The 19,133-nt window shown below is 71.1% G+C and carries 17 protein-coding genes; 12 read left to right on the top strand and 5 right to left on the bottom strand.

Annotated elements, in window-relative coordinates:
• Positions 1-231: 231 nt before the first annotated feature.
• From ftsZ to ABT034_RS09875, 6 genes are all read left to right on the top strand, one after another.
• On the top strand, positions 232-1,446 hold the full coding sequence (gene ftsZ, locus ABT034_RS09900) for a cell division protein FtsZ (RefSeq protein WP_351213193.1): 1,215 nt from the start codon (positions 232-234) through the stop codon (positions 1,444-1,446).
• Positions 1,443-2,204 (top strand): peptidoglycan editing factor PgeF, encoded by a 762-nt coding sequence (gene pgeF, locus ABT034_RS09895; RefSeq protein WP_351213191.1) that lies wholly within the window; start codon positions 1,443-1,445, stop codon positions 2,202-2,204. Before ftsZ ends, pgeF begins: the two co-directional genes overlap by 4 nt.
• Positions 2,204-2,923 (top strand): YggS family pyridoxal phosphate-dependent enzyme, encoded by a 720-nt coding sequence (locus ABT034_RS09890; RefSeq protein WP_351213189.1) that lies wholly within the window; start codon positions 2,204-2,206, stop codon positions 2,921-2,923. Before pgeF ends, ABT034_RS09890 begins: the two co-directional genes overlap by 1 nt.
• Positions 2,924-3,062: 139 nt before the next feature.
• Positions 3,063-3,683, top strand: coding sequence for a cell division protein SepF (locus ABT034_RS09885; RefSeq protein WP_351213187.1), 621 nt, complete (start codon positions 3,063-3,065; stop codon positions 3,681-3,683).
• 80 nt (positions 3,684-3,763) lie between these two features.
• Complete coding sequence (locus ABT034_RS09880; RefSeq protein ID WP_190102598.1) at positions 3,764-4,054, top strand: YggT family protein; 291 nt, start codon at positions 3,764-3,766, stop codon at positions 4,052-4,054.
• A gap of 55 nt (positions 4,055-4,109) precedes the next feature.
• Entirely contained in the window at positions 4,110-5,222 is a 1,113-nt protein-coding gene (locus tag ABT034_RS09875) for a DivIVA domain-containing protein (RefSeq protein ID WP_351213184.1), read from the top strand.
• A gap of 160 nt (positions 5,223-5,382) precedes the next feature.
• Here ABT034_RS09875 and ileS read toward each other — a convergent pair whose 3' ends face one another.
• Entirely contained in the window at positions 5,383-8,520 is a 3,138-nt protein-coding gene (ileS, locus tag ABT034_RS09870; RefSeq protein WP_351213182.1) for an isoleucine--tRNA ligase, read from the bottom strand.
• A 541-nt stretch (positions 8,521-9,061) separates the two neighbouring features.
• Between ileS and ABT034_RS09865 the strand changes: the two genes are divergently transcribed.
• The 6 genes from ABT034_RS09865 (at position 9,062) to ABT034_RS09840 (ending at position 14,296) form a co-directional block, all read left to right on the top strand.
• Complete coding sequence (locus ABT034_RS09865; RefSeq protein ID WP_351213180.1) at positions 9,062-9,847, top strand: TraR/DksA family transcriptional regulator; 786 nt, start codon at positions 9,062-9,064, stop codon at positions 9,845-9,847.
• Between the two features lie 80 nt (positions 9,848-9,927).
• Positions 9,928-10,566, top strand: a complete 639-nt coding sequence (lspA, locus tag ABT034_RS09860; RefSeq protein ID WP_351213178.1) for a signal peptidase II — start codon at positions 9,928-9,930, stop codon at positions 10,564-10,566.
• A 39-nt stretch (positions 10,567-10,605) separates the two neighbouring features.
• The gene (locus ABT034_RS09855; protein ID WP_351213176.1) at positions 10,606-11,547 is read left to right on the top strand and encodes an RluA family pseudouridine synthase; all 942 of its coding nucleotides are present in this window, start codon (positions 10,606-10,608) and stop codon (positions 11,545-11,547) included.
• Positions 11,544-12,011 (top strand): GNAT family N-acetyltransferase, encoded by a 468-nt coding sequence (locus ABT034_RS09850; protein ID WP_351213174.1) that lies wholly within the window; start codon positions 11,544-11,546, stop codon positions 12,009-12,011. The genes ABT034_RS09855 and ABT034_RS09850 overlap by 4 nt, the downstream gene beginning before the upstream one ends.
• Positions 12,012-12,101: 90 nt before the next feature.
• Positions 12,102-13,688 (top strand): Na+/H+ antiporter, encoded by a 1,587-nt coding sequence (locus ABT034_RS09845; protein ID WP_351213172.1) that lies wholly within the window; start codon positions 12,102-12,104, stop codon positions 13,686-13,688.
• A gap of 29 nt (positions 13,689-13,717) precedes the next feature.
• Positions 13,718-14,296 (top strand): dienelactone hydrolase family protein, encoded by a 579-nt coding sequence (locus ABT034_RS09840; protein WP_351213170.1) that lies wholly within the window; start codon positions 13,718-13,720, stop codon positions 14,294-14,296.
• Between the two features lie 64 nt (positions 14,297-14,360).
• Here ABT034_RS09840 and ABT034_RS09835 read toward each other — a convergent pair whose 3' ends face one another.
• From ABT034_RS09835 to ABT034_RS09820, 4 genes are all read right to left on the bottom strand, one after another.
• Entirely contained in the window at positions 14,361-15,338 is a 978-nt protein-coding gene (locus tag ABT034_RS09835) for a zinc metalloprotease (protein ID WP_351213168.1), read from the bottom strand.
• 359 nt (positions 15,339-15,697) lie between these two features.
• A complete protein-coding gene (locus ABT034_RS09830; RefSeq protein WP_351213166.1) occupies positions 15,698-17,347 on the bottom strand; it encodes an alkaline phosphatase D family protein in 1,650 nt (549 codons plus the stop codon).
• 176 nt (positions 17,348-17,523) lie between these two features.
• Positions 17,524-18,339 (bottom strand): DsbA family protein, encoded by an 816-nt coding sequence (locus ABT034_RS09825; RefSeq protein WP_351213164.1) that lies wholly within the window; start codon positions 18,337-18,339, stop codon positions 17,524-17,526.
• 80 nt (positions 18,340-18,419) lie between these two features.
• Positions 18,420-19,127 carry a hypothetical protein gene (locus ABT034_RS09820; RefSeq protein ID WP_502972857.1) on the bottom strand — a complete coding sequence of 236 codons (708 nt, stop codon included), beginning with the start codon at positions 19,125-19,127 and terminating at the stop codon, positions 18,420-18,422.
• Positions 19,128-19,133 lie beyond the last annotated feature (6 nt).

Here is a 19,133-nt window from a genome sequence, read left to right as displayed (position 1 = left end):
ATCACATAGGGTGAAAAGAAAAACGGGAGGTTCGGCGTGTTCGTTGAACGTGCGCCGCTTGTCGACTTAGTGTCTCGTTCGGAAGAGTCCAGCGAACAGAGACACTGGTAACCCTAAACTTCAACGTTAGGGTTCGGGTCGGCGTTTCGGACCGTCCCAATCGGCATCCGTCGGAGCGGCGCGACCAACCGCGCAGCGACGACACGTAACTCGAGGCGAGAGGCCTTCGACGTGGCAGCACCGCAGAACTACCTCGCAGTCATCAAGGTCATCGGTGTCGGCGGCGGTGGTGTCAATGCCATCAACCGAATGATCGAGGTCGGTCTCAAGGGCGTCGAGTTCATCGCGATCAACACCGACGCGCAAGCGCTGTTGATGAGCGACGCCGACGTCAAGCTCGACGTCGGCCGTGAACTCACCCGTGGCCTCGGGGCCGGGGCGAACCCGGCCGTCGGTCGCAAGGCGGCAGAGGACCACCGTGAGGAGATCGAGGAGGTCCTCAAGGGGGCCGACATGGTCTTCGTCACCGCCGGAGAAGGCGGCGGCACCGGCACCGGCGGCGCACCCGTCGTCGCCAACATCGCACGCTCGCTCGGCGCCCTGACGATCGGTGTGGTCACCCGGCCGTTCACCTTCGAGGGCCGCCGTCGCGCCAACCAGGCGGAGGACGGCATCGCCGAACTCCGCGAAGAGGTCGACACCCTCATCGTCATCCCGAACGACCGACTGCTGTCGATCTCGGACCGCCAGGTCTCGGTGCTCGACGCCTTCAAGTCGGCCGACCAGGTGCTGCTGAGCGGTGTCCAGGGCATCACCGACCTCATCACCACCCCGGGTCTGATCAACCTCGACTTCGCCGACGTCAAGTCGGTCATGTCCGAGGCCGGTTCGGCTCTGATGGGCATCGGCTCCGCCCGCGGGGACGACCGCGCGGTGGCGGCGGCGGAGATGGCGATCTCCTCGCCGCTCCTGGAGGCCTCCATCGACGGCGCCCGTGGCGTGCTGCTCTCCATCTCCGGCGGCAGCGACCTCGGTCTCTTCGAGATCAACGAGGCCGCGCAGCTGGTCAGCGAGGCGGCCCACCCCGAGGCCAACATCATCTTCGGCGCCGTCATCGACGACGCCCTCGGCGACGAGGTCCGGGTCACCGTCATCGCGGCGGGCTTCGACGGCGGACAGCCGCCGGCCCGCCGGGACAACATCATCGGCTCGGTCTCGGCCAAGCGCGAGGAGCCGGCCCCGGCGCCCCGCCACGTCGAGAGCGCCCGCCCGCTGGGCGGCCTCGGCACGGTCGCCCCGCGCGAGGACCCGGCCCCGGCTCCGGTCGAGCCCGCCCCGGCGGTCAACGAGACCCCGCTCTCGCCCGCCCCTCCGGTCGTCCCGCCGGCCCGTCCGTACGCGGACACCCAGGCCGAAGAGCTGGACGTCCCGGACTTCCTGAAGTGATAGGACAACGCTTCGACGCGAACGGCGCGCACTTCGCCTTCACCGACCGGTGGGGCGGGGTGAGCGCCGTTCCGTACGAGGAGCTCAACCTGGGCGGCGCGGTGGGGGACGACCCCGAGGCCGTGACGACCAACCGGGCACTCGCCGCCGGCGCCCTCGGGCTCGACCCGGCGCGGGTGGTCTGGATGAACCAGGTGCACGGCGCGGACGTCGTCGAGGTCGAAGGGCCGTGGGGCACCGACGGGATCCCGGCCGTGGACGCGCTCGTCACCACCCGGCCGGGACTCGGTCTCGCCGTCCTCACCGCGGACTGCGTGCCCGTCCTCCTCGCCGACCCGGTCGCCGGAGTCGCCGCCGCCGCCCACGCCGGGCGCCCCGGCATGGTGGCGGGAGTCGTCCCCGCGGCGGTCGCGGCCATGATCGGACTCGGCGCCGAGCCCTCCCGTATCGTCGCCCGCACCGGCCCCGCCGTCTGCGGGCGCTGCTACGAGGTGCCGGAGGCCATGCGGGCCGAGGTCGCCGAGACCGAACCCGCCGCCTGGGCCGAGACGAGCTGGGGCACCCCGGCCGTCGACGTCGCCGCCGGAGTGCACGCCCAGCTCGAACGGCTCGGCGTCACGGACCGCCAGGCCAGCAAGGTCTGCACGCGGGAATCCGGTGACCACTACTCGTACCGCCGCGACCGCACCACCGGGCGACTCGCGGGATATGTCTGGTTGGACGCTGTGTCCACCCCGGCCCCGGCAGGAAAGAACTGATGATTGACCGCACGTCGGAACTCGCCGAGAACCTGGCCCGGGTGGAGGAGCGCATCGCCGCAGCCTGCGCCGCGGCCGGGCGCGCCCGGGAGGAGGTGACGCTCGTCGTGGTCACCAAGACCTACCCCGCGAGCGACGTGAGAATCCTCCACGGACTCGGCGTGCGGAACGTCGCCGAGAACCGGGACCAGGACGCCGCCCCGAAGGCGGCCGCCTGTGCCGACCTTGATCTGAGCTGGCACTTCGTGGGCCAGTTGCAGACCAACAAGGTCAGATCCGTGGTGGGTTATGCCGATGTGGTGCAGTCTGTCGACCGCTTGAAGCTCGTTTCCTCTCTTTCCGCGGCCGCGGAGAAGGAGGGGCGCGAGCTCGGGTGTCTCCTCCAGGTCGCGCTCGACGCCGAGGCCGGCGCGCGCGGTGACCGCGGCGGCGTCGCGCCGGACGGGATCGAGGAGTTGGCGGCCGCGGTGGACGCGGCCCCCGGGCTGCGGCTCGACGGCCTCATGACCGTCGCCCCGCTCGCCGGCCCGTACGCGGGAAGAGAACGCGCCGCCTTCGACCGGCTGATGGATTTGTCGACTGCCCTGCGCGCGACCCGTCCGGCTGCGAACATGGTGTCGGCAGGGATGAGTGCGGACCTCGAGGAGGCCGTCGCGGCCGGGGCGACACACGTACGCGTCGGTACGGCGGTACTCGGCGTCCGCCCGAAGCTCGGGTAACGTCGCGAAGCAGGTCGGACCACAGCAGAAAATATGGTCATTTCGCAGAACGGCGGAATGGCCCGTGGATCGCGGGCACTTGGTGACGCTGCGACATTGGCCAGTAGGGCGATCCACCACAGAGCGGAGGAATCGGAGAATGGCCGGCGCGATGCGCAAGATGGCGGTCTACCTCGGCCTCGTGGAGGACGATGGGTACGACGGCCGGGGCTTCGACCCCGACGACGACTTCGAACCCGAGCTGGAGCCCGAGCCCGAGCGCGAACGGCGCCACACCCCGCCGCGCCAGGTGGAGCGCGAGGAACCGGTACGCGTGGTGCAGCCCCCGGCTCAGCGGGAACCGCTCGCCCATTCCGTCCCGGTACTCGCCGAAAGTGGACGTCCGGCCCGAATTGCCCCCGTGGCATCCATCACACCCGAACGTCCGAGCATGGAGAAGAACGCACCGGTGATCATGCCCAAGGTCGTGTCCGAGCGGGAGCCCTACCGCATCACCACGCTGCACCCGCGGACCTACAACGAGGCCCGTACCATCGGGGAACACTTCCGTGAGGGCACCCCGGTGATCATGAATCTCACCGAGATGGACGACACGGACGCGAAGCGACTTGTCGACTTTGCCGCAGGTCTCGTCTTCGGGCTTCATGGCAGCATTGAGCGCGTGACGCAGAAGGTCTTCCTGTTGTCGCCTGCTAACGTCGATGTCACGGCGGAGGACAAGGCCCGGATCGCAGAGGGCGGATTCTTCAACCAGAGCTGAGAACACGAGAACCGGACGGACCGGTCGCGAAGCGGCCGGACGAGCAAGAGCACGAAAATCAGGGGAGAGGGAAACGCGGGATGGGCGTCGCACTACAGGTGGTCTACATCGTGCTGATGTGCTTCCTCGTCCTCCTGATCGTCCGACTTGTCATGGACTACGTCTTCCAGTTCGCCCGTTCATGGCAACCCGGTAAGGCGATGGTGGTCGTCCTTGAGGCCACCTACACTGTCACCGATCCACCGCTCAAGCTTCTGCGGCGACTCATCCCGCCGCTGCGTCTCGGGGGCGTGGCACTCGACCTGTCCTTCTTCGTTCTGATGATCATCGTCTATATCCTGATCTCCGTCGTGAGCAGCTTCGCGAGGTGAATGTGGACGATACGGTCTTGCCGACTGCCGACGACTACGTAGAGGTGAAGAAGAGATGCCGCTGACCCCCGAGGACGTGCGGAACAAGCAGTTCACGACCGTCCGCCTCCGAGAAGGCTATGACGAGGACGAGGTCGATGCCTTCCTCGACGAGGTCGAGGCCGAGCTGACCCGCCTGCTCCGCGAGAACGAGGACCTGCGCGCCAAGCTGGCCGCCGCGACGCGTGCCGCCGCGCAGAACCAGCAGCAGCAGGGCATGCGCAAGCCCCCGGAGCAGCAGGATCGTCCCGTCGGACCCGGCGCGCCCGTGCCCGCCGCCATATCCGGACCGCCGGTCCAGCAGCAGCCGCCGCAGATGGGCCCGCCGCAGCTGCCCTCCGGTGCCCCGCAGCTTCCCGCCGGGCCGATGGGCTCCGGCCCGATGCAGGGCGGCCCCATGCAGGGCGGTCCGATGGGCCCCGGCCCGATGCAGGGCGGCCCCATGGGCCACCCGCAGCAGCAGCAGATGCAGCAGCAGATGCAGCAGCAGCAGATGCCGCCGCAGATGCAGCAGCAGCCTGCCCAGGGTCCCGGTGGCGACAGTGCCGCGCGTGTCCTCTCGCTGGCCCAGCAGACCGCCGACCAGGCGATCGCCGAGGCCCGCTCCGAGGCCAACAAGATCGTCGGCGAGGCGCGCTCGCGCGCCGAGGGCCTGGAGCGGGACGCCCGCGCCAAGGCGGACGCTCTCGAGCGGGACGCGCAGGAGAAGCACCGCGTCGCGATGGGCTCCCTGGAGTCCGCCCGCGCCACGCTGGAGCGCAAGGTCGAGGACCTGCGCGGCTTCGAGCGCGAGTACCGCACGCGGCTGAAGTCGTACCTGGAGTCGCAGCTGCGTCAGCTGGAGACCCAGGCCGACGACTCGCTGGCCCCGCCGCGCACCCCGGCCACGGCCTCGCTGCCGCCGGCCCCGTCGATGGCCTCGGCCGGCGCGGGCGCCCCGTCCTACGGTGGCAACGGTTCGATGGGTGGTGCACCGTCCATGGGCGGCGCCCCGTCCTACGGCGGCCAGCAGCAGATGTCCCCGGCGATGACCCAGCCGATGGCTCCGGTCCGTCCGCAGGCACCGCAGCCGATGCAGCAGGCGCCGGCGCCGATGCGCGGCTTCCTGATCGACGAGGACGACAACTGACGGCGCGTGGTCGCGCGATGAGCGCGTAGCCGTCGGCAGGCTGAAGGGCCGGGCCCCCGGATTTCCGGGGGCCCGGCCCTTTGCCGTGGGCGGGGGCGCGCGCGGGGGTGAACAAGAAGGCCCGGCCCCCCTGGGGGGAGCCGGGCCTTTCGGGGGGTGCCTACGCCTTGCGGAGGCGGAACGTCAGGCCCAGGACGTCGTCCGTGAACGGGGCGCCGTACGTGGTGTCCGCCTCGCCCTGGGCGTGGTCCGTCGCCAGGACCTCGTCCGCGATCAGGTCCGCGTGCGCCGTCAGGGCCTCCGCCGTCTCCGGGGTGTCCGCCTGCCAGCGCAGGGCGATCCGGTCGGCGACGTCCAGGCCGCTGTTCTTGCGGGCCTCCTGGATGAGCCGGATCGCGTCACGGGCCAGGCCCGCCTTCCGCAGCTCCGGGGTGATCTCCAGGTCGAGGGCGACCGTCGCGCCCGCGTCCGATGCGACCGACCAGCCCTCGCGCGGGGTCTCCGTGATGATGACCTCCTCGGGGGTGACGGTGATCGTCTCGCCGTTCACCTCCAGGGTCGCCTCGCCGGACCGCAGGGCCAGCGAAAGCGCCGCCGCGTCCGCCGCCGCCACCGCCTTCGCCACGTCCTGGACGCCCTTGCCGAACCGCTTGCCGAGCGAGCGGAAGTTCGCCTTCGCCGTCGTGTCGACGAGCGAGCCGCCCACCTCCGACAGGGAAGCCAGCGAGCTGACGTTCAGCTCCTCCGTGATCTGGGCCTGGAGCTCGGGCGAGAGGGCCGTGAAGCCCGTCGCCGCCACCAGCGCGCGCGACAGCGGCTGGCGGGTCTTCACGCCCGACTCGGCCCGCGTCGCCCGGCCCAGTTCCACCAGGCGGCGGACCAGGAGCATCTGCTCGGAGAGCGTCCTGTCGATCCGGGCGGTGTCGGCCTCCGGCCAGGTGGCCAGGTGGACGGACTCCGGGGCCTCCGGCGTCACCGGCACCACCAGGTCCTGCCAGACCCGCTCCGTGATGAACGGGGTCAGCGGGGCCATCAGACGGGTGACCGTCTCGACGACGTCGTGGAGGGTGCGGAGCGCTGCCTTGTCGCCCTGCCAGAAGCGGCGGCGCGAGCGGCGCACGTACCAGTTGGAGAGGTCGTCGACGAAGGACGAGATCAGCTTGCCGGTGCGCTGGGTGTCGTACGACTCCATCGCCTCGGTGACCTCGGCCACCAGGGTGTGGAGCTCCGAGAGCAGCCAGCGGTCGAGGACCGGGCGGTCGGCCGGGGCCGGGTCCGCGGCGCTCGGCGCCCAGCCCGCCGTACGGGCGTACAGCGCCTGGAAGGCGACCGTGTTCCAGTACGTCAGGAGGGTCTTGCGGACGACCTCCTGGATCGTGCCGTGGCCCACCCGGCGCGCCGCCCACGGCGAGCCGCCGGCCGCCATGAACCAGCGGACCGCGTCGGCGCCGTGCTGGTCCATGAGCGGGATCGGCTGGAGGATGTTCCCCAGGTGCTTGGACATCTTGCGGCCGTCCTCGGCGAGGATGTGGCCGAGGCAGACCACGTTCTCGTACGACGACTTGTCGAAGACCAGCGTGCCGACCGCCATCAGCGTGTAGAACCAGCCACGCGTCTGGTCGATCGCCTCGGAGATGAACTGCGCCGGGTAGCGGGACTCGAACAGTTCCTTGTTCTCGTACGGGTAGCCGTACTGCGCGAACGGCATCGAGCCCGAGTCGTACCAGGCGTCGATGACCTCCGGCACGCGCGTCGCCGTCTTCGAGCAGCTCGGGCACGGGAAGGTGACCGCGTCGATGTACGGGCGGTGCGGGTCGAGCTGCGACTGGTCGTTGCCGGTCAGCTCGGTCAGCTCGGCGCGCGAGCCCACGCACGTCAGGTGGTCGTCCTCGCAGCGCCAGATCGGCAGCGGGGTGCCCCAGTAGCGGTTGCGGGAGAGCGCCCAGTCGACGTTGTTGGTCAGCCAGTCGCCGAAGCGGCCGTGCTTGACCGAGTCCGGGAACCAGTTGGTCCGCTCGTTCTCGGCGAGCATCCGGTCCTTGACCGCGGTCGTCCGGATGTACCAGGACGGCTGCGCGTAGTACAGCAGCGCCGTGTGGCAGCGCCAGCAGTGCGGGTAGCTGTGCTCGTACGCGATGTGCTTGAAGAGCAGCCCGCGCGCGTCCAGGTCCGCGGTGAGCGCCTCGTCGGCCTTCTTGAAGAAGACGCCGCCGACCAGCGGCACGCCCTCCTCGAAGGTGCCGTCGGGGCGGACCGGGTTCACGACCGGCAGGCCGTACGCCTTGCAGACCTTGAGGTCGTCCTCACCGAAGGCGGGGGACTGGTGGACCAGACCCGTACCGTCCTCGGTCGTCACGTACTCGGCGTTGACGACGTAGTGCGCCGGGGCGTCGAAGGGGACGAGCTCGAAGGGGCGCTGGTAGGTCCAGCGCTCCATCTCCGCGCCCGTGAAGGACTCGCCCGTGGTGACCCAGCCCTCGCCGAGCGCCTTCTCGAGCAGCGGCTGCGCGACGACGACCCGCTCGTCGCCGTCGGTGGCGACCACGTAGGTGACCTCGGGGTGGGCGGCGACCGCGGTGTTGGACACCAGGGTCCACGGGGTCGTCGTCCAGACGAGGAGCGCCGCCTTCCCGGCCAGCGGACCGGAGGTCAGCGGGAACCGGACGTAGACGGAGGGGTCGACGACCGTCTCGTAGCCCTGCGCCAGCTCGTGGTCGGAGAGGCCGGTGCCGCAGCGGGGGCACCAGGGGGCGACGCGGTGGTCCTGGACGAGGAGGTCCTTGTCGAAGATCTGCTTCAGGGACCACCAGACCGACTCGATGTACGAGGGGTCCATGGTCCGGTAGGCGTCGTCGAGGTCGACCCAGTAGCCCATGCGGGTCGTCAGCTCGGCGAAGGCGTCGGTGTGCCGGGTCACCGACTCACGGCACTTGTCGTTGAACTCGGCGATGCCGTACGCCTCGATGTCCTTCTTGCCGGAGAAGCCGAGCTCCTTCTCGACGGCGAGCTCGACCGGCAGGCCGTGGCAGTCCCAGCCGGCCTTGCGGGCCACGTGGTAGCCGCGCATGGTCCGGAAGCGGGGGAACACGTCCTTGAAGACGCGGGCTTCGATGTGGTGCGCGCCCGGCATGCCGTTGGCGGTGGGCGGGCCCTCGTAGAACACCCACTCGGGGCGTCCTTCGGACTGCTCGAGGGTCTTGGCGAAGACCTTGTTGTCGCGCCAGAGATCGAGCACGGCGTGCTCCATCGCGGGCAGGTCGACCTGGGCGGGCACCTGGCGGTACTGCGGCGGTGTCATCGAGTTCCTCCGGCGGACTGTCGTCGTTCCGTCGGAGGGACGAGAGCGCTGCTCCCGCGGTACCACCCTCCTTGGCCCGGGGCGCGCACGCCCTGAGCCCCCTCATTGGGGTCGCGACGCCGGGTCTAGTCACCGCGCTGTCCTGCGGCTTTCTTCCGACGGCTCCGGGGTGATGCTTCACATCGGGCTCGCCCCCGGGCTCTCACCGTCCCCGGGTCGCTCATGGCTGCGTACGACGCTACTCGTCCCCATCCAAGCCTTTCGCTCTGCTCAGTGTACGGGGCCGGGCATCGCGCGGCAGACCGGTTTTCCCGTGACCCGAATGGCCATACCGGCCGGGCCTGTCTTGCCGTACGGCCATGTGGGGGAGGCCCGCGGCGGATAACCCGGCGGGGAGCTGGGCACAACGGAGGCAGGCCCGCCCCGAGGGGCGCGGGGGCGGGTGGGAACGGCGGCGTGGCCCGTTGCCGCGGGCCCTGGGCCGATTTATCGTCCCAGCACGATGCGCGAGCAAGATCACAAAATGTGAAGGGGCCGCGACATGGTGGCGAAGAAGACCGCCGCGAAGAAGACCTCGGCCGCCGGTTCCACCGGTACGGCCGAGGGCGCCAAGGACGTGGCCGGCAAGAAGACGACGGTCACGGAGCCGCCGAAGGTCGCGAAGAAGACGCCCGCCGTGAAGGAGACGGCCGCGGTCGGGAAGACCACCCCTGCGAAGAGGACGGCTGCGAAGAAGACGGCCGCCGAGACGGCGGCCGAGCCGAAGACAGCTGTGAGGAAGACGGCCGCGAAGAAGGCCGTGGCGAAGAAGGCGGCCGCCAAGAAGGCGCCCGCGAAGAAGCAGACAGGAGCCAGTACGGTGGCAGCGAAGAAGATCGCGGGTGGCGTCACGACCGCCGGGGACGAGGCCGCGGTGCCTCCGGCCCGTACCGGCGAGCTCGCGGTGCGGCCGGGCGAGGACCCCTGGACCCCGGCCGAGGTCACCGAGGCCCGCACCGGGCTCCAGTCGGAGGTGCTGAGACTCCGCAGCGAGCTGGCGCACTCCCAGGAGGAGCTCACCGGCCTCATGCGGGACTCCGGCGACGGCGCCGGGGACGACCAGGCCGACACCGGCACCAAGAACATCACCCGGGAGCACGAGCTGGCCCTGGCGGCCAACGCCCGGGAGATGCTGGAACAGACCGAGCACGCCCTGGAGCGGCTCGACGCCGGCACCTACGGCCTGTGCGAGGTGTGCGGGAAGCCGATCGGCAAGGCGCGGATGCAGGCCTTCCCCCGGGCCACGCTCTGCGTCGAGGACAAGCAGCGCCAGGAGCGGCGCGGCTGAGGCTCTCGGCTGACGGTGTCGTACGCCTGTGCCGTACCCTCGGTGCACGGTCAGGCATCGAGGTCGAGGGACTCACTCACGTGGCAGAGGCGGAGCGCATCATCGGTACGCCGGATTCAGCAGGGGCCGACGATTCGGCCTCCTCCGACGAGACGGCGGCCGCCGGCGGAGCGGCCGCGTCCGACGGAACGGCCGCGCCCGACGGGTCGGCCGCTCCCGAGGAGCGGCCCAGGGGCAGGCGCAGGATCTTCGCGCTGTTCACCGTGGCCGTCGTCGCCTACCTGCTCGACCTCGGCAGCAAGATGCTGGTGGTCGCCAAGCTGGAGGGCCGCGAGCCGATCCGGGTGATCGGGGACGTGCTGCGCTTCGACGCCATCCGGAACCCGGGTGCCGCGTTCGGCATGGGCGAGGCCTTCACGATCATCTTCACCTGTATCGCCGCCGCCGTGATCGTCGTGATCATCCGGCTCGCGCGCAAGCTCTACAGCCTGCCCTGGGCGATCGCCCTCGGCCTGCTGCTCGGCGGCGCGCTCGGCAACCTCACGGACCGGATCTTCCGCTCGCCCGGCGTCTTCGAGGGCGCGGTCGTCGACTTCATCGCCCCCGCGCACTTCGCCGTCTTCAACCTCGCCGACTCGGCGATCGTCTGCGGCGGCATCCTCATCGTGATCCTCTCGTTCCGCGGTCTGGACCCCGACGGGACCGTCCACAAGGACTGATCCGGACGGAGTACTCCCCGCACAAGGCATACTCGACGGGTGAGTACGAGTCCCGAGATCCGCACGCTGCCCGTTCCCGATGGCCTGGAGGGCGAGCGCGTCGACGCCGCCATCGCCCGAATGTTCGGGTTCTCCCGTACGAAGGCGGCCGAGCTGGCCGCCGCAGGGAAGGTCCAGGTCGACGGCTCCGTCGTCGGCAAGTCCGAGCGGGTCAGCGGCGGCGCGTGGCTCGAGGTCGAGATGCCGGGCGCGGCCGCGCCCGTGCAGATCGTCGCCGAGCCCGTCGAGGGCATGGAGATCGTCCACGACGACGACGACATCGTCGTGATCAAGAAGCCGGTCGGTGTGGCCGCGCACCCCAGCCCCGGCTGGACCGGCACCACGGTCATCGGCGGCCTCGCCGCCGCCGGGTACCGCATCTCCACCTCCGGCGCCGCCGAGCGCCAGGGCATCGTGCACCGCCTCGACGTCGGCACCTCCGGTCTGATGGTGGTCGCCAAGTCGGAGTACGCGTACACCTCGCTCAAGCGCCAGTTCAAGGAGCGCACGGTCGACAAGCGCTACCACGCGCTCGTGCAGGGGCACCCCGACCCGATGAGCGGCACCATCGACGCCCCCATCGGCCGGCACCCGAACCACGACTACAAGTGGGCGGTCACCGCCGAAGGCAAGGCCTCGGTCACCCACTACGACCTCATCGAGGCGTACCGCTCGGCCTCGCTGCTCGACATCAAGCTGGAGACGGGCCGCACCCACCAGATCCGGGTGCACATGTCCGCCCACCGCCACCCCTGCGTCGGCGACCTCACCTACGGCGCCGACCCGACGCTCGCCAAGCGCCTCGGCCTGACCCGGCAGTGGCTGCACGCCGTCCGCCTGGGCTTCGAGCACCCCGGTGACGGCTCGTGGGTCGAGTTCGCCAGCACCTACCCCGAGGACCTGCAGAAGGCCCTCGACCGGATCGCGGCGGAGAGCCGGTGACCGCCGCGTACACCGTCCGCGAGGCCGTCGGCGCCGAGGACCGGGAGGCGTGCTTCGCGGTCCGCCGGGAGGTCTTCGTCGAGGAGCAGGGCGTTCCGCAGGAGCTGGAGTACGACACGTACGACGCGACCGCGGCGCACGTGCTCGCCGTGCGCGAGGACGGGCTGCCGCTCGGCACCGGCCGCCTCCTGTTCGGGGCGGACGCGCTCGGGAAGACCGGCGGGGACGCCTCCGTGGGCTCCCTCGGCCGGCTCGCGGTCGCCAAGGCGGCCCGTGGCCTCGGCGTCGGCGCGGCGCTCGTACGGGCCGTCGAGGACGCGGCCCGCGAGCGCGGCCTGACCGCCGTCGACCTGCACGCCCAGACGCACGCGCTCGGCTTCTACGAACGCCTGGGCTACGAGGCGTACGGCCCCGAGTTCCCGGACGCGGGCATGCCGCACCGGGCGATGCGGAAGGCCCTGTAGGGCGGAGGCCTCACCGGGCCGGTCGCCCCTCCCGGTGCTCTCCCGGGGGGCAATGGCTGCTAAAACGGGCATACGTGGCAGGGTGGGCCCGTGGATCAATTGGCCCTGTTGTTCTTGCTGCTGCTCGGCGCCCTGCTCACCGTCCCCCTCGGTGAGCGGCTCGGACTGCCCGCGCCCGTCCTGATGACCCTCATCGGGATCGTGCTGGCCTTCCTGCCCTTCGTACCGAACGTCGAGATCCCGCCGGAGCTCATCCTCCCGCTGGTGCTGCCGCCCCTGCTGTACGCCTCCGTGCAGCGCACCTCCTGGCGCCAGTTCGCGGCGAACAGACGGCCCATCTTCCTGCTCGCCGTCGCCCTCGTCTTCGTCACCACGGCCGCCGTCGGCGCCGTCGCGCACTCGCTCGTGCCAGGCCTTCCGCTGGCCGCCGCGATCGCGCTCGGCGCCCTCGTCGCGCCGCCCGACCCGGTCGCGGCGACCGCCGTGGCCGGCTCGCTCGGGCTGCCGCGCCGGCTCGTGTCGATCCTGGAGGGCGAGGGCCTCTTCAACGACGTCACCGCGATCGTGCTCTACCACGTGGCGATCGCCGCCGTCGTCAGCGGCTCCTTCTCCTGGCCCGAGGCCTTCGGCCAGCTCGTCCTCTCCGCCGTCGTCGCCCTGGTCGTCGGACTGGGGCTCGGCTGGCTCGCCCACAAGCTGATCGGGGTCCTGGGCGACGTCACCCTCCAGACCGGCCTCACCCTCCTCGTCCCCTTCGTGGGTTACGTCCTCGCCGAGGAGCTGCACGGCTCCGGCGTCCTCGCCGTCCTGGTCACCGCCCTCTTCCTCGCCGAGCACGCGACCGACGCCGACGACGTCATGGGCCGGCTCGCCGGGCAGACCTTCTGGCAGATCGTCGACACCCTCGTCACCGGCATCGCCTTCGGCCTCATCGGCCTCGAACTCGTCCATGTCTTCGGAGTGGCGGACGGGCACGGCCTGGAGATGCTCGGCTGGGGCGCCGCCGTCGTCGCGGTGGTGGTCGGGGTCCGGCTGCTCTGGCTGCTCCCCGCCACCTGGCTGGCGAAGCGGTTGCACACCCGCCGGGACGTCGACGAGGAGATCCCGACGAGCTGGCGGGAGACCATCGTCATGTGGTGGGCGGGGATGCGCGGGGTGGCCTCGGTGGCCCTCGCGCTCGCGATCCCGCTCCGCACCGACGACGGCGCGCCCTTCCCCGGCCGCGACGAGATCGTCTTCATCGCCTTCTGCGTGATCATCGCCACCCTCGTCTTCCAGGGGCTCACCCTGCCCTGGCTGGTCCGACGGCTCGGGGTACGGGCCGACGCCGACGCCGAGCGCGCGCTCGAACGGGACCTCGCGATCCGGGCCGCGAAGGCCGCCAAGCGCAGGCTCAAGGAGATCGAGGAGGTCGAGGAGCTGCCCGAGGAGGTCCAGGAGCGGCTGCTGCGCGGGGCGTACGACATCGGGGCCCGGATCAGTCCTGACATGGTCGACGAGGAGCGGAAGGCCGCGTACGTCGAACGGGCGAAGCGGTTCAAGGAGGTGCAGCGGATCCAGCGGGAGCTGATGTCGGCCGCCCGGCACGAGGTGCTCGCGGCGCGCAGCGAGCCCGGTGCCGATCCGGAGGTGGTGGACCGGGTGCTGCGGCAGCTGGACGTCCGCAGCCTGCGGTGATGCCGGTGCCCCGGGGGCCGGATGGCAGGATGGGACGCATGGACATCATGCTCTTCCACTCGGCCTACGGGCTGACCCCTTCCGTCGAGGCCGCTGCCGAGCGGCTCCGTGCCGCCGGGCACCAGGTCTGGACCCCGGACCTCTACGGGGGCCGGACGGTGGGGACCGTGGAGGAGGGCGTGGAGCTGCGGGACGAGATCGGCAAGGACGAGCTGCTGAAGCGGGCGGTCCTCGCCGCCGCCCCCTACTCCGAGCGCGGACTCGTCTACATGGGCCTCTCCCTCGGGGCCTCGATCGCGCAGACCCTGGCGCTCGGGGACGAGAAGGCGCGCGGGCTGCTGCTGTTCCACGGCACCTCGGACCTCGCGGAGTCCGCGTCGGTGGACGAGCTGCCCGTACAGCTGCACGTGGCCGACCCCGACCCGTTCGAGACGCACGACTGGCTGTCCTCCTGGTACCTCCAGATGCGCAAGGCGGGGGCGGACGTGGAGATCTACCGCTACCCGGGCGCGGGGCACGTCTTCACGGACGCGGAGCTGCCCGACTGGGACGAGGAGGCGGCCGAGCGGGCCTGGTCGGTGGCGTTGGCCTTCGTCGAGGACCTGTAGGACGGTGCCGAACGGGCGTGGCCCCCGGGGGAGTTCCCCCGGGGGCCACGCCCGTTCGGCCTGATCAGGCGCGGTACGCGGTCCAGTAGTCGTTCATCCGGGTCACCTGGCCCTGGGTGAACTGGTACATGCAGGCGTCGTACGTGTAGTCCATGAAGTTGTGGATCGGGTCCACGCCGGTCTTCGAGGCGCAGGAGTCACGGCCGGTCGGGCACTCGTATGCCGGGCTCTTCTCGGCCGGGGTGTCGGCGACGGAGTCACCGGCGCCGTTGCAGCCGCCCTGGAAGGTGTGGTAGAGGCCCATCCAGTGGCCGACCTCGTGGGTGGCGGTGTCGCCCTCGTTGTAGTTGGCCGCCGAGCCGCCCGGCAGGGAGGAGTCGAGGACGACGACACCGTCCATGGACGGGTTCGAGGCGTACGAGGACGGGAAGGTCGCCCAGCCGAGGAGGCCGCCGCTCAGGTTCGCGGTGTAGAAGTTCAGCGCGCCGGCGCCGCCCTTGCGGAGGGTCTGCTTCATCGCCTTCTCGGCAGTGGAGCCGGAGGCCAGGTTGTACCAGGAGGCGTTGTCCGTGTAGTCGGTCGCGGCCAGGGTGAACTGGAAGTTGCTGTTCACGTTGCCGGTGCCCTGGCCCGCGTAGGCCGCGTTGAGGACCGCCATCTGGTTGTTGATCTGGGTGGCGGACAGCTTGCCCGTCGTGCCGGAGTGGATGACGTGGAAGTAGACGGGGATGTTCACCACGGCGGCGGCGCCGGTCGCGGCGGAGGCGCTGAGGCGGCCCTCGGCGCGGGCGGCGTCCAGCTTCTTCTTGAAGTCCGCGTCCATGGCCTTGGCCTGGGCGGCCGTGACCTCGTTCGGCTCGTGCGCGTGGGTCTCGGCGCCGCGCGCCTTGCGGGCGCCGGAAAGGGCCTCGTGGTCGTCGTGGCCGTCCACGCATTCCTCGGCCGAGGCGCCGGCCAGGGTGGTGGTGGACGCACCGGTGGCCACCGGGGCGGACAGGGGTGCCAGGGCCAGGGTTCCGGCCATCACGGCAGTGCCGAGCATACGACGTGACATACGCGGCGATATACGGACAAGAGCACGCACGGTGACTCCTCGCGGGGGGTGGTGGTGAGGAACTTCCTCGCCACTGCGGGGAGATTACGCGTCCATGTCAGGCGTCGTTGAGAAGCGATCAGGCCCAATCATTCATGGAGCAATTCAGGGCATCAGGAAGAAAAACTTGGGCGGCTTCCGGAGTTTGAGACGTCGACGTAACAGTCGAGGCGCCGGAGGCGGGTGGTGTGTCCGGATTCGATCTCGAAAACCGGCCACCCGCCGTAGCGATGTGATCTTCTGTTAACAGAAGCGATCATGGCTGAAAATCGACCCTGATGGTCCGCCAGGGGAACACCAGGGAAACGTCAGCGGACGGGTTGGTACACCCGCTCCACGCGCTGCGTGCCGCTGAGCGTCCGGTAGGAGCGCTCCCAGGCCGTCGTCGCGGCCGGATCCTTCTTGTCGGAGACCGTGTAGTAGTCCATCTGCGAGCGCTCGGCCGTCACGTCGAGCACGCCGTAGCCGTGGTGGTCCATGTCCACCCACTTCACATGCCGGTTGGCGGCCTTCACGGCGCCCGCGGCCACCGCCGAGAGCGTCCCCGGGGCCACGTGCAGCAGGTCGTCGAGGTTGTCCGAGGTCACCGAGGTGACCACGAACTCGGTCGCCGCCGACGCCGAGAAGGGATACGTCGCCGCCTTCACCGGCACGTCGTTCGCCCAGGCCATGTGGATGTCCCCGGTCAGGAACACCGTGTTGCGGATGGCCCGCGAGGTCAGGTGCGCGAGCAGCTCCTTGCGGTCGTCCGTGTACCCGTCCCACTGGTCGGTGTTGACCGCGAGTCCCTCCTTCGGCAGGCCCATCAACTCGGCCAGCGGCTCCAGGAGGTGGGCCGGCAGGGCGCCGAAGGCGACCGGCGAGATCATCACCGAGGTGCCGACCAGCTGCCAGACCGCGTCCGAGCCCGCGAGCCCCGACTTGAGCCAGTCCAGCTGGGCGCGGCCCGTGATGCTCCGCGCCGGGTCGTCGACCGAGCCGCTGCCCGCCTTCGCCGGGGCGGAGCGGAAGGAGCGCAGGTCGAGCAAGTGCAGATCGGCCAGCCCGCCGAAGCGGAGGCGGCGGAAGACCGTGCCCTCGGTGGAGGCGCGGACCGGCATCCACTCGAAGTACGCCTGCTTGGCGGCGGCCACCCGGGCCGCCCAGACGCCCTCGGCGCCGGGGGTGTGGTTCTCGGCCCCGTCCGTCCAGGCGTCGTTGGCGAACTCGTGGTCGTCCCAGATGGCGATCACCGGGTGGGCCGCGTGCAGCGCCTGGAGGTCCGCGTCCGTCTTGTAGTGGCCGTGCCGGGCGCGGTAGTCGGCGAGCGAGACGATCTCGTGGCGCGGCTCGTGCGGCCGCACGGTGTACTTGGCCTCCGGGTAGGTGCCGCTGCCGTACTCGTACAGGTAGTCGCCGAGATGGAGGACCGCGTCCAGGTCGGCGCGGCCGGCGAGATGGCGGTACGCGGAGAAGTGGCCGGCCTCCCAGTTCGCGCAGGAGGCCACACCGAAGCGGACCCCGGGCACGGCGGCGTCGACGGCCGGCGCGGTACGGGTGCGGGCGGCGGGGGAGACGGCGGAGTCCGCGGTGAAGCGGAACCAGTAGGAGGTGGCCGGGCGCAGGCCGCGGACGTCCGCCTTCACCGTGTGGTCGGATGCGGCGGTCGCCGTGGTCGTACCGGAGGCGACGACCCGGGCGAAGGCGCGGTCCTCGGCGAGCTCCCAGCCGACCTGGACGTCGGCGCCGAGGCCTGAGCCGGGCACGGCTTCCGGGGCGGGGGTGACGCGCGTCCAGAGCAGGACGCCGTCGGGCAGCGGGTCGCCCGAGGCGACGCCATGGAGGAACGCGGTGGTCCCGGAGGCCGCCTGGGCCCGGGAGGCGGCGCCGAGGAGGGCGGGCGCGGCGACGGCGGTGACGGCGGCGGCCTTGACGACCGTGCGCCGGCTGGGGGCAGGTGATATGAAACGACTGGTCACGGGCAGTCAGATTACTGACGGGTACACCCGAGTGGCAGGCGATTCCCGGAAGTTCGCCGACTCGTCGCCCCCAGGCCGCTCCGGACCGACCCCGACCCGCCGGCAGGCGGCGGGTCGGGGGGCGGTGCAGGGGAACGGAGGCCAGGCGGCGGTGACGGGGAAGTGCGTCAGGTGCCTCAGCCCTTGAGGGCCGCGTCGATCGCCGTGCTGAACTCGGGCGCCGTCATCGGCGGATTGTCGCTGCCCGCCACCGTCACCACCTTGCCGTCCATCTTCAGGGTCGGGGTGCCCGTCACCCCGCTGTCGTCGAAGGCCTTCGACATCTTCATCGCCCAGGCGTCGAAGGTGCCGTCCTCGACGTTCTTCTTGAACGCCGCGTTGCCCTTGAGGGCCGGGACGGAGTCCGCCACCTCCAGGAGGTAGGAGTCCTTGGCGAACTTGTCGTCGTTCTCCTCCGGGTGGAACGTGGCCGAGTACAGCGCCGCCTTGTACTTCAGGAAGGCCTCGGGGCTCACGTCCAGGGCCGCGCCGAGCGCCGACAGGGCGTTCTTCGAGCCCTCACCCGTGGCGGCGTCGTCGATGAACGTGGCACCGACGTACTTGACCTTGTACTTGCCGGCCTCCACGTCCTTCTCGACCGTGGCGCCCACGGACTGCTCGAAGGTCGCGCAGACCGGGCAGCGGGAGTCCTCGTACAGCTCCAGGGTCTTCTTCGCGGACTCCTTGCCGACGACGACGGTCGTGCCGTTCGTGCCCGAGGTGTTCTTCGGGGCCGTCACGGTCGAGACCTTCGCCGCCGCCTCCCACTGGGAGGGCTTGTTCGACTGCACCACGGCGTAGCCGATGCCGCCGGCCGCGGCGAGCACGGCCACCGCCGAGACACCGACGACGAGCTGCCGGCGCGCCCGGTCCTTCTTCGCCTGGCGCTCGCGCTCGACGCGCAGCCGCTCGCGGGCCGCTGCCTTGTTGGCCTGGGAATTGCGTGAACTCATGATCGTGATCTCCGTGAGGTGACATCCGGCGGGGCCGGGAGAAGGAAGAGGGGGACTGCGTGCCTGGAAGCCTGCGCCGCTCAGACGAGAGCGAAGGCCGGGCACGGCGGTCCCCGCCGCCCCACGGAGTGCGTGAGGAGCCGGGTACGGGACGGCCGGGGCCGCCCCGCGGGCCGTCCGGCGCGCCGCGGCGCCGGACCACCGGTACGGAAGAAGGCCGCCACGAGCAGCAGCGGCCGGAACGCGAGAGTCGCCACCGCGCCGAGCAGCCGGGCGAGCGCCCGCTCCCCGCCGCGCAGCCAGGCCGCGGCCGCGAGGCCCACGCCCACGTGCGCGAGGAGCAGCAGCCACGGCAGCGCCGGGTCGGGGGAGTCGAGCAGGGCGGCCGCCGTCCCGCTCTCGGGGACCGCCACGCCCGGCAGCGGGGTGCCGACGGCGCCGCCGCAGAACACCTCGACGCCCACCGCGCGCAGCGAGCCGGCGACCGGGCCGCCGGCGGCGCCGTAACAGAGCACCTGGCCGCTGGTGAAGAGCGTGTCGGCCGCCAGTTCCAGCGGCACCAGGAGCCCGGCGATCGGGCCGAACCCGCGCTCGCGGCCGGCCAGCGCGTACGCCGCGGCGAAGACGGCGACCGCGACCGGGACGACCGTGCCGAGCGGCAGCGGCACGCCGGAGAGCAGCACGTGGGACGCCACGGACAGCGTCACGGCCACTGCCGTGAAGAACGCCGCCCGCAGCGCCCTCAGCTGCGTCCCTGCCACCATGTCCATCGTCGTGGAGTGTCCCATGCCGGG

Origin of the sequence: Streptomyces sp. NPDC002773, assembly GCF_040295605.1 — a bacterium.
GTDB lineage: Bacteria > Actinomycetota > Actinomycetes > Streptomycetales > Streptomycetaceae > Streptomyces.
The sequence above is the reverse complement of the archived record's forward strand: the minus strand, read 5'-3'. Positions and strand labels throughout refer to the sequence as shown.